7 protein-coding genes are annotated in these 11,340 nt (G+C 46.2%); 4 read left to right on the top strand and 3 right to left on the bottom strand.

Features of this window, described 5'->3' with window-relative positions:
- The first annotated feature begins 41 nt into the window (after nt 1-41).
- Entirely contained in the window at nt 42-1,025 is a 984-nt protein-coding gene (locus tag J7E57_RS08230; RefSeq protein WP_215126929.1) for a hypothetical protein, read from the top strand.
- Between the two features lie 18 nt (nt 1,026-1,043).
- Here J7E57_RS08230 and J7E57_RS08225 read toward each other — a convergent pair whose 3' ends face one another.
- Nucleotides 1,044-1,406: a hypothetical protein gene (locus tag J7E57_RS08225; RefSeq protein ID WP_215126927.1), complete on the bottom strand. Its 363-nt coding sequence runs from the start codon at nt 1,404-1,406 to the stop codon at nt 1,044-1,046.
- 11 nt (nt 1,407-1,417) lie between these two features.
- Nucleotides 1,418-2,833 (bottom strand): hypothetical protein, encoded by a 1,416-nt coding sequence (locus J7E57_RS08220; protein WP_215126925.1) that lies wholly within the window; start codon nt 2,831-2,833, stop codon nt 1,418-1,420.
- Nucleotides 2,834-2,991: 158 nt separating this feature from the next.
- On the opposite strand from J7E57_RS08220, the gene J7E57_RS08215 reads away from it, so the two are divergent.
- Together J7E57_RS08215 and J7E57_RS08210 are read left to right on the top strand one after the other, a co-directional pair.
- Nucleotides 2,992-4,116: an RES domain-containing protein gene (locus tag J7E57_RS08215; RefSeq protein ID WP_215126923.1), complete on the top strand. Its 1,125-nt coding sequence runs from the start codon at nt 2,992-2,994 to the stop codon at nt 4,114-4,116.
- Nucleotides 4,117-4,156: 40 nt separating this feature from the next.
- Nucleotides 4,157-4,738 (top strand): hypothetical protein, encoded by a 582-nt coding sequence (locus J7E57_RS08210; RefSeq protein WP_215126921.1) that lies wholly within the window; start codon nt 4,157-4,159, stop codon nt 4,736-4,738.
- Nucleotides 4,739-4,751: 13 nt separating this feature from the next.
- Here the strand turns inward: J7E57_RS08210 and J7E57_RS08205 are convergent, their stop codons facing one another.
- Nucleotides 4,752-6,575 (bottom strand): hypothetical protein, encoded by a 1,824-nt coding sequence (locus tag J7E57_RS08205; RefSeq protein ID WP_215126919.1) that lies wholly within the window; start codon nt 6,573-6,575, stop codon nt 4,752-4,754.
- A 374-nt stretch (nt 6,576-6,949) separates the two neighbouring features.
- On the opposite strand from J7E57_RS08205, the gene J7E57_RS08200 reads away from it, so the two are divergent.
- Nucleotides 6,950-11,308, top strand: coding sequence for an NACHT domain-containing protein (locus tag J7E57_RS08200; RefSeq protein WP_215126917.1), 4,359 nt, complete (start codon nt 6,950-6,952; stop codon nt 11,306-11,308).
- Nucleotides 11,309-11,340 lie beyond the last annotated feature (32 nt).

Here is an 11,340-nt window from a genome sequence, read left to right as displayed (position 1 = left end):
AGGCCTTGTCAATTTAGTAAGACTTTTTTTAATTTAACAAAATGGCAAATAAATCAAATTGGAAAGAGCATTTACTGAAAAGTGGTATTCCACTAGAGTTCGAGATCAAAAAATATCTGGATACTAAAAAATGTGTTAATAATTTTGAATACACATATTTCAGATCAAATGAAGAAAACAACTTGACCGAATTCTCGTATGATTTGGATAGCTCATACATAGTGCCACCTCATTTTGTCAACTTAATGATTGAATGTAAGTATCGTCATGAAACAACAAAATGGGTATTCTTGCCAGAAGAATATGGCAGAGTAGACGAAATCAATTTCACCTCTTTCATGCATAAGAATGCACACTTTAATACGGTACCATCTTATACACCTGAATTCCCACTTAAGTTTGCTCCTTTATGTTCCAAAGGCATCGAACTAACTTCTGATGGTCAGAACCCAAAGACGATAACACAGGCTATTCACCAGTTATCTTATGCGATGGCTGGTCGAATCATAAACGGTATGCATCATCAGATTGACGATGTACTCAGAGAAAGCTTTGGAAATACCATTTTCTACGATATTCCTATAATTGTTACTACTGCCAAACTGTTTAGGATAAAAGAAGATGTGGCTATCGAAACTATAAAATCTGCTAATGAGATAGAGGATATTTCTTCCGAAGAACCCTTTTTAGTAGTAAAAACTACTGCGGGCATTGAGTTAGAAACTTATAACAAAATGATTTTTCAGGAATTTGTTAAGGAGTATGATAAGGAGACCTTAAAGAAACTATTAAAGTCATTCAATAAAGATGTTGACTTTGTGATGTCTGTAATTGCCAAAAATTATAGTCCAACATGCATGATTGTATTGCACTATTCTAAAGAGAGCAATGGGTTTGATGATTTTTTCAAGTACATCGATAGGGTCTTTAATCCCGATCAGGAAATAAAAGATTTAATAGACAAGCGCAATAATGAGCTAAAAGAGCTTTTTGAAAAATTCAAGAAAGGCAAGAAACAGGAATAGTTGGCGAACTAGTTTATTTCATCTTCCGTGTTGGAATAACTGCAGGAGACAACATTTCCTGGTCATAAAATCATCATGCTCGCTGAGCGCTTCATCGAAGACTCTGTCGAGCATGGGATCCTGCCTCATGATCAGCTTCAAACTGCCACGGATGTAAACCTCGTGTGCCTCTATGAAAAGGTGCAGCAGCTCATGGGTAAGGCTATCGATGCAGAAATCACCTGCCGGGATAAAGATTGTTGCCGTATTCTTGACGGAATAGACCGAACACTCCCAATTAGCCGAACGCTTGAAGTCCAGAAGGAATTTGGATTTCTCAAGCTCGAAGATCTCCCGGTTGCGGGAATCCAGGTGCAGTACAGGGTCAAATATGTTGTTCATTTCCTAATCGTTTACTTTTTTGAAGGGAACAGTATCTCTAGGTAGATCACCTTGCGGTGGTCGGTGGTATCGCCAAAGTTGAGACTGGCCATCGAACGTCCCCATTGCCATATCCGCTGGGTATCCTCATCACTCTTGGACTCGAACTGCGAAATCTCCAGCCGCTGTTTCCTGTCCACGGGCACCCCGAACAGCCTGGTGCACTTGCCGACCAACAGGTCAAATTCCGCATACATCACCCCGGGCTGTTCCCTGACCGAACGGAAAAGGATTAGCGACCGCTCACCGACATCAGAAGTAGAGACCTGTAGGCGGTTGAAATAGTTCAGCGCTGGGTAGGGAAGCTTGATCACTTGCTGCTGTTTCAAAAGCGAATGGTGCAGCACAAAACCGTGCTCCAAGGAAAACTCGATCCCCTTGGAAAGCGAATTCAGGTCCTCCTCATTCCCCAGCAGTAAGGGCGAGCGTGCAATGAAGTCCCTCACCGATAGCACCTCGGTCTTGATCCCCAGCAGCCTATAGGTGATGAACGCCTTCTGCTGCACGCCCCTGTCGTCGGAAACGAAATAGTCCGTGCGACTGGCAAAATAGGCGTGTGCCGCGTCCCGGTGGATGTCCATGTAACTGTTCTTCTTTCTCTTCTTGCCCGATCTTTCCTCGGTTACACCAAGGAACTCTAGCTGGGTATAGGTATTGATGAACCGCTGGTAATGGTCCGCAGGCCCAGTCCCCGTGCTCACGATGTCCACCATCTCGGAAAAGGTCTTGCCAAAATAGGTGTCTTTCATCCGCTGGTCAAAATCGAATGACCAGGCCTCAAAACCATAGTCTGCACGGTCCACGTAGGAGCGTAGCAGCGACTGGTACCTGGAAAACTCATCCTTGCTGTTGATAAAACCGCCAACCTGTCCGGTTCCCGCCAGCGCATCCCGGATGCTTCCAATCTCCAAAAAGGGATTGGCCATACCGCCCGAACCGGTGCCAGCACCACTGGCAATGACCGGAACGTCCTTGAACGTATCAAAGAACGGCAAGTCCAGCAGCGAATCAAAGAGTGGTTTCAGGGGTTTGAGTTCCTCCATCTCCAGCGCCTCCGACAGGAACCTGTTGGGATCCTCCATGATCGCCCGTGAGGCCTCATAGTCCTTGGAACCATAAGCCTCAAGTGGGGTAGCCAAATAGAAGTGGTCCTGCTTTTTGACCACGTCAAAGCTGAAATAGTTGTTGCCCACGTATTCCCCCATGTGCATGAGGTCCACCTCCCGAAAGGATGCCTCGGAACTGGACAGGTCATCCAGGTGCGCATCGGAGAACACAAATAGCAGCACGGCACGGAGCGATTCCACCGCGTTCAAAAGCTCGATGTTCAGGTGCCGGGATCCGGGCCTGATCTGCCGGTAGATATTGCTGTCTAGGTATAGCCTCATAAAATGCAAAGTAGTTTGCAACGTAAATCTACTAAAAGCCTTTTAACCAAAGTACTGCTCACCATTGTTGTTGAAAACTTGACCGAAATGATCATAACCAACAAATTGCCGAAGTCGGGCAGGAACACTATCTTTAGTCCAACGGGCCAAAACAGGTCTTGAAAATTAACCCATCAAAGAAAATGAACTTTCTCGACATCATCAGAAGCCCACTGACGAACCTCCCGTTATCCTATACTGGCTCTTTCCGCGACAACCTCAGGCAAAGGTTAACCGATTTTGGCAATGTCATCGCAGAATCAACCGACCTCAGCGGACCTGTTAATGGAATCGAGCTCACCGCGAAGGTCTTCAAGAAGCGGATGGCAACACTGATCCAGGGCATCATCAGTACCTTGAACATTTATTACGCAGGGGATCCCAGCCGCGCCTTTGCCGAACTGGCCAGGGCACTTAGGGAAGTCAATGTTTCAAGCTTTCTGAACAAGGAACTGGAGCTCCCTGCAAATACCGACCTTTATCGCATCCGTACCTGCAATAGAAACTATGCACTCAGCAAGCACGAACTCTTCCATATCCCGTTCCAGCTTCGTAGCAGGGTCAATACCCAGCGCTTCAGCATACCCGGACTGCCATCGCTCTATGTGGCCAATTCCATCTACGTCGCCTGGGAAGAGCTCAAGCGACCCCCACAGTCAGAGATCCAGGCCTGCAGGCTTGTCAACAAGAACACCATGCGCATGCTGGACCTGACCACCGACATCTATGCCCGCAACCAGCACTTCATCGACAATACCTCCCACGGCTGGGAACCGCTCTATCGCGTCATGGTCTGGCCACTGGTGGCCGCCTGCTCATTCAAGGTTCAAAACCCAGACGACCCCTTCAAGCCCGAGTACGTCATCCCGCAACTGCTGCTGCAATGGGTCAACAAGGAGAACGTCAACGGCATCAAGTATTCCTCGACCCACATTGACCTGAACACCACAGGGCACGAAGGCTCATTCTATAATATCGTTTTCCCCGTGCGCACCTTCGACAAAGAAGAAGGACATTGCCCATGGCTATCGCAAAGCTTCCGCTCCACGCAGGTACTGCCACTTGAGCTCCGGGGTATGATCACCAACTCGGATCGCCTGGAGCACCAGGCCTCCATCTCCAGTTTGGTCAACCAGGACATCCAGCGCATCGCGCTGATCAAGGGCGTCGGCCAGTCCTATCACCACACCACCTTCGGCATCGCCGAGCACAACCTCAAGGGCATCGAGCTGGAGGATTTCTAAAAGCACTAAAAAAGGAACAGAAACGCAAACCAGCACTCAAATGGAAAACCAAGAAAAATACGACGAAGCCTATTACCTGAATCTCAAGGAAAAGTACCTGAATGAGGCCGAGGAACAATTTGGCGAACGCACTGACTATGAATTTATTGGTTTGGTCTTTGAAGGAACAGATCCAAAGACCGAACCCCCAGAAATGTCGGCATTATTCAAGGAGAAGGAATTTCTGGTCTACTTGACGCCAGTGGTAAAAATATGCATGGACGAGGGTATCTTCCAGCTCTCCCACGAAGTGGTCCACCTGCTCTCGCCCGTATTGCTGGAAGACCACGAAGAGATCAGTTACCTGGAAGAGGGCATGGCCGTGCACTTCTCCAAGCTCATCACCGGGCGGGATACCGGAAACATGGAAATCGTGGAAAGGGGCCTGAACAGAAAGCCGTTATATAGAACAGCCTATCAGCTCTACCTTGAGCTGATCAGGGACGAACCGGACGCGATAAGGAAACTGAGGGTATTTCAAAAAGAGATCTGCAGGATTACCCCAGGAGACTTCAAAAGGGCTGGATTGAAAACGAGCCCAGAACTCATCGAAAAACTGTTGGCACATTTTCCAAGGCACTGAAAAAAAATAACCCCTACAGCGAATTATTGAACTTGAAGATGAAATTGCACACCGGTCGGAAGATCTTCGAGATCTGCTCTAACTGCTCATCACTGGCGTATTTGGTGGTCATCACCACAAAGATCTCCTTGCGCGTGGTAGTGGAATTGGCCTTGAGTCCTGTCGCCTCGTCCACATCGATGCCAAGGGGGGGCAGGTAATAGAACGCGATGAACTTGACCTTCTCTTGGTCTGGGCCACCATGCTTTATGAACTCAGCGTAGATTTCCATCAACGCCTGGATCAAAAGGGTCCGTTCCAACATATCGTTCTTGTCCACGCCCTTAAAGTCCCTGAAGGCCTTCAGGAACTCAAAATTTTGGTCCCGGCAGGCAATTACCGCCCCTCCAAACTCGACTCCCCGATAGCCGATCGTACTGATCACCTGACTGGCCACCTTCTTGCAGTGTTCGGCTATATTGCTCAAGTTCGCATTGTGCGTGTTCAGGCATTTGCAGTCCGCACCAACATCGGCACCTAGCTTGTAATCGCAAGTACTGACATCGTTGCCCTTGTTCCGCTGTGAGGCCAGTAGCAACAGATCAACACCCGACCTCTTCAGCAGCACGGCAAAGTAAAGCTCAAAGATGTCCGAATAATAGTTGCTGGAGGCCGAGGTCAGGATCGTTGCGAGCTTATCGACCAACAATCCCTGCTCTTCTGCTGCAAAAAGGTTTCTGTTGGAAAGAAGAAAGCACATCCGGTGCAAGGAGGCAAGGTCATCCATCAGCTGGTTACGCTCGGCGACCACAGTTTCCAGTTCTGATCCATCCTCCACCGTGAAGACCACCGAGGATATGTCCACCAGGCCAGAAAAAAAGGACTGCTGGCGTGAGATGATCGACAGGAAGCCGCCGCTCTTTGCAGCGGCAACCGTTTGTCCATCGGCAAATAATTGCAAATTCTGCCGCTTGGCCTTATTCACCACAACAGTTACATCCTCAAGCACGTTTTTCACCAGGTCCCTGAGTATGTCAAAACCATTGAGCCCCACGGCCGGATCTCCAATCAATTTGGCATCCTGATTGTGGCTCACCAGCTCCAAAGATATGCCAGCCATCCCGGCCGTACACCTTCTAAGGTCAGCTAGGCAATCTAGGAATTCCACTGCAAAACCAAAGAACAGCTCTGGATCCCTACCCAACAGCTGGTCAATATCTCCAATGGATTGAAACTGCGAAGCATATATATTACCCTTGCCATAGCTATCAAGGAACCTCTTTCCAAAACCAGAGAAATCATTGGGCTGGGCACCTTTGATGAATTCGGCAAGCACCAATCTCATTTGCTGGAACCCACGTCCAAAAAAGCGTTCGATGGATACTTCTTCAATGCCCGCATAATTATGGAGATTGAATAGGTAACTTCGGTATCCATCATTGAAATGATTGTCCATAAAATCAGCATTCATTGCCTCAAATACAGAAAATGGTAGAAATTTCCCCAAGTGTTTTGAATTCCAGATGGACAGGATCTTCTCCCCATCAGGTTTCCCCTCCACCAAAAGCGGCACCGTTGGGTCACCCGTCTCAGTGAACCATTCGAAATAAAGACAGAGTCCAATCGTGGTCTCATGGATGAACGCACCCGACATATCAGCAAGAACCTGATGTGGGGCACCACCTTTGGCAATCCTGGTCAGCACACTAGCTGTATCCCTGTTGTATATCAATAGATCCGGATCATCAAAATAACCCAGGTCCTTGGCGTGCTCCAAAAAGCCAAGGACAGGTTCAGTTAGGTCTTTTCTTTCCAATTTGATCGCTGTCAAAAAATAATCCAGGGTATCATTTTCCATATATCGTATGTATAGACTACTAAAATACGGTTTTAGCGCCACCCAAGCTATCTTAAAGGATATTAAAGAAAATCGCCTGTAACAACATGAAGGCTTTACCAAATGATCAGGCAGACCGGGCAGATAAAGGTTTGTCGTTGGGCAGGTGCAGATTAGGCAGCAGCCGCTCATCATGTAAAAGGTGAAGGTTTGCCGAATATTTGTCGAACAACTTTTTTCTGAGGATCTGTCCCTGGTTCATTTATTTATGGAATTTGGTTGGCGTTGGGTAAAGATAGTGAATAGCTTTGCCTTATCGAAAACCAGCAAGTAAAAAATGGCTTGATATTTCCGTTGGCATCTTTTTGTATATTTAGCATTCAACCTAAGCTCGCATGAACAAACTTAATGTCACAACTCCAGATATACGACCAGATATCAGCTCGAAGGTACCGCTGGATAACAGTCTGCTGCTTCCCCTGGAGAAGATTAGCGACGAGCATTTTGAATGGCTTACCTACTGGCTGTACCACGAAGAAATCAAATTTGGTTCTTTCAAGGGTATCTATGACAAAATCCGGCTGATGAATGCGACTGGTGACAAGGCCAGGGACTGCGTACTTTATAAGGGAAACCTACTAACAGGGGTAATCCAGTGCAAACACAGCAAAGTGCTGACCAAACTTGCGCAAGGGGATTTTTTGAAGGAGGTCATCAAATTTGTTCTTTACAGCATAGTGTATCCGGATGAAATAAAGATTTTTCAGGGATTTAACTATTATATAGCCAGTTCCGCCGGATTTGCCGACAAGTGCCAGTCTTTAATTGACGACTTCCAATCTTCCATTAATGGCCATCCAAAACTCCAGCACTATTTCCAGGCTGTAGTCGATAAATATGCAAATTTGCGGCATCTTTCATTTGTAGATCAGGAACAGGAGCTGCAGAAACGGCTATTGATGCTCGAAGTGGACATGATTACCGACCACGATATCTCACGAATCGCGAACGAAGATTACCAGTCAGTTACAAAAAATATATTCTTCAGTTACCAGATGGTTGTCGATAAACAGCTGCTTGGTCCAATCGAAGCTCAGCTTGGAGAAATGAACAATATGCTCGTGTCTTTGGCTAGGGCTAACCAGGGCGAAATCATCCAGCCAGTGGCTAGGCCCAAGCCGATTGCAGATGTGGAAGGTTACTTCATTCCAAGGAACCTTTTTAAGTCCGGGGATGAACTGATGGCGCAGTTCTCCGAAAAAAAGACTGGTCTCTTAGACCTGATGGAAAAAGAGCGGTACATAGCCTTACTGGGCTGGGGGCTCTCGGGCAAATCTCATGAACTACGTCATGCTGCCGCGAAGCTATCTCTGGCAGTGAACGAATTCCATGTGTTTCTGGTGAAGCTGGATACTTTTGCGGGAGAACCGCTGGAGGCTTATATTGCCGACTTTGAGAGGCGACCACAAGAAAACATTGTGCTTTTTTTGGACGGCTTTGATGAGATCATCCCAGAACATTATGCAAAAAGCGTAATTGCGGTGAACAAGTTTGTCGAGGGATATCCCGATGTGAGAATCGTAGTTTCCTCGAGAAACAATTCCTATTCATCGCTGAGCGAAAATGGGGATTCGACACTTTCGGGCTTTACGACCGTGAAAATGCTTCCATTGACCAGTGACGATATCAATGCCTACCTAAAGGGGTTAGGCAGGTTCAATATTATTAAGTTCTGGAAAAAGGTCAATCTGGCCCAGCTTTCCGAACTGCTTTCCACTCCTTATTACCTTGTCGAATTTGCTAGGAAGTTCAAAGCAACAGGCGAAATCTTCAAGAGTAAAGGCGACCTGTTCCAGGAAACGATAAAAAAAGCAATTGCAAAGGATGTTGGAAAACTATTGTTGAAAAACCCTGAGGCTTCAGAAATCAGCATGTTAAAGGGACTGGAAAAGCTGGCATTTGTCCTTGAATGTCAGGGAAAGAATTACTTTTATAAAAACGAGCTGTTAGCGGTCTTTCCCGATAACCCACAAAGGGAGCTGATCTTGCAGGCAGGCAGTTTGCTAAACGGAAACGATGAAGATGAAGGGCACTGGACCTTTTTCCATCATAATATACAGGAATATCTGTGCGCATCGGTACTGGCGAGAAATGATTTCAATGTGATCAGGGAGCTGATCACATTTGGAGAAGGAGTGCCGATTATCAAGACCACATGGGTACATACGATTTCCTTTCTGATCGTTTTTTTTGATGACGCATCGCAGAAGAAACAACAGGTCATCGACCTGGTAATGAAATGCGATCCGGGCCTGTTCATGAAATTTGAGCCGGACAAGCTGAATGATAAGTTCAAGTTCGATATTTTCAGGCAGATTTATATCGAACACAAGAAGACCTTAAAGCGCTTCAACCGTTCCAGGTTCCAACTTGGTGAGATCGGCAGGTTTTGCCAGTCAAAGATGAGCTTAGAGTTTCTAATCAGCGAGATTGAACATGAACAGAACGAAGTTGTGCTGTTGAATGCCATCGAGGTACTCAGCTCTTTTGAGCTCCATAAGTTTCCGTTTCTCAAAGCTAAACTTAAGGAAGTACTAAAGTTGCATCTTGAAGTCGAAAATTACTATTTGAGGTTCCTGGTGGCAAAGATTTTGATCGACAATTACAAGCTAGATTACAGCGAGTTCGATAAGCTGATCGGGGAATTTCGCAACGATGCGGAGTCCTATCCGAGGGTGGCATTCTTTCATGGGATAATCACTCAGAAATTGCAGGAGAATTATCGTGTATACCTCACCGCGCAGATTTCATTTCTGGCCCAAGAAGACTGGCGTTCGATAGGCCAGTCAGGTGGGGCGCTTCGGTTGAGCGATGAATACTACCAGGCCATGTCGATCCTCCGACTTTTTGAGACCAAAGAATCTGCTCTATGGATGCTGGGAGAAATCCTGAGGCACTATAGTGCATTCAGGCATTCCATCTATTTTCGCGACGCAATAGCAGTCGTGCTGGAACTTGCCCAGCGTCTACTACCAGACAAGGAAATCACTAAAATGGTAGACAAGGTGTTTATGGAACGTGCACTAAAGGGCGAAGAAAATGGGAAGCAAAATAATTGGACAGACTATTATTTACGGACTGGACAGAACTTAAGGATAGCAAAGCTCATCCTCAAGAAATTTCCCCTGAACGATTTTAAGACATTGCTTCCCCTTATCCACCTTGCCTCGGAACAGGTCTTGAGCTATGTTGCCCAGCTTTTTCGAGAAGGAAAGATCGATATAGCAAGGGCAGACTATTTCCAATATCAGCTAGGACAAAGCGATCCACACTTGTTAAGCTACTTTAACTTGCAGGTCAACAAGACCTTGTTGCTGCAGATGCCGGTGACTAGGGATTTCACCGAAATCAACCAAAGGGAAGGCAGATTGAAACTAAAGGTATTGTTCGATCTGAAATTTTACCTGTCCGAGATCCGCAGGATGTTTCGCAAGGCGGGAAAAAAATCACTAAAGTTTGAGGATATCCACACTTTGGGAGATGAATATACAAGGTATGGCTATTGGCTATTTGGGCTTTTCGAGGACCGGCGGGGCACAAGGGACAATCAGCTCTCCCAGGTACTAATAAAGGAGACCGGAGCATGGGAAAGGCGCAAGATGTCGAGGATCTACCACGCGGTGAACAGAAAAGAGGTAGAATTGGGGCCCGACCATATTGCCATGGTCAGGGAATGGTGCAGGGCATTGCTGCCCTTCCTTGATTTTAAAGCGGTAGTGGCCGACTATGATGATGTTGCACTCAACAACCCTCAGATCGTGGTTTCTTTTTTTGCGCGGAAATTTGGTTTTGACGATCTTGGTGATGATTTTTACCTTAATCTACTGTCGATCAGGCACTGGGATGACCATGAGGTCGATATTTTTTCGTTTGTCCAGTCAAAATGCGAGTTTGCAGATGTCCAGGAAAGGGTACTGCTAAACCTAGAAACGGGCGGTATAAACGGAGACGTGCTGGAAAGCCATCTTTCATTTCTTTCGGAACACGATATGCGAGGCTCGGTCGATCTTCTGCTTTCGTATTTGGAAAGTAATGCAACCTATAAATGGCCTGAAGTATTGAGACTTTATCTTGCCTTTGGAGGCGAGCTATCGCCGTTGACTGAATTGTTGTCCAAACTTGATGTCTATTATCATGATGTGCTGGTCCATGTTTTCATCCGCGAGCAACCTGCTGCAATCGTAGACTATCTTCAGGGAATTTTTGGTAGCGAGACCAACGAGGGCCGAAAGCTTGAAATTGCCAAAATGATGATCGGCCTGCAACTCCGCGAGGGGATTGCTTATTATTTTGATTTTATAAAAAAATATGGAGTTTCGCCTGACTACTCTGCTGCACATAACCCGCTCTACCGGATTACCTCTTTGGCTAATCTTGATATTGCTTTGCAGATCTTTGAATATGCATTCGATTCCGGAATCGAATTTGATTCTATATCCGATCTCAAGTCAATCTCAGCGCTGATGCTGCAAGGGATTGCGCTGAGCGATGGTAATTATCCTGAATTCGAAATGCGCCTACTGTCCTTTGTTCAAAACAGAAAAGCGGCTAGGACAGCTGAACAATCGAAGAATGATGATCTGATCCATCAGCTGATGTATCTAAATGATGGATGGAAATATCAATATTGTATCAATCTTATTCCTAAGGTCAACGAAATTGAGGCATTGGATATTTGGAAAAAATTTGAGTGAACTTTACACAAACTCTGTCCCATTTTTCTAGC

Source organism: Pedobacter sp. ISL-64, from assembly GCF_018613605.1.
Classification (GTDB): Bacteria; Bacteroidota; Bacteroidia; order Sphingobacteriales; family Sphingobacteriaceae; genus Pedobacter.
This window is presented reverse-complemented; position numbering and strand designations above follow the sequence as displayed.

Excerpts from the sequence above, each read along its gene's own strand:
- J7E57_RS08230 (WP_215126929.1), top strand. The coding sequence starts at position 42 with ATGGCAAATAAATCAAATTGGAAAGAGCATTTACTGAAAAGTGGTATT.
- J7E57_RS08225 (WP_215126927.1), bottom strand. The coding sequence starts at position 1,406 with ATGAACAACATATTTGACCCTGTACTGCACCTGGATTCCCGCAACCGG.
- J7E57_RS08220 (WP_215126925.1), bottom strand. The coding sequence starts at position 2,833 with ATGAGGCTATACCTAGACAGCAATATCTACCGGCAGATCAGGCCCGGA.
- J7E57_RS08210 (WP_215126921.1), top strand. The coding sequence starts at position 4,157 with ATGGAAAACCAAGAAAAATACGACGAAGCCTATTACCTGAATCTCAAG.
- J7E57_RS08205 (WP_215126919.1), bottom strand. The coding sequence starts at position 6,575 with ATGGAAAATGATACCCTGGATTATTTTTTGACAGCGATCAAATTGGAA.
- J7E57_RS08200 (WP_215126917.1), top strand. The coding sequence starts at position 6,950 with ATGAACAAACTTAATGTCACAACTCCAGATATACGACCAGATATCAGC.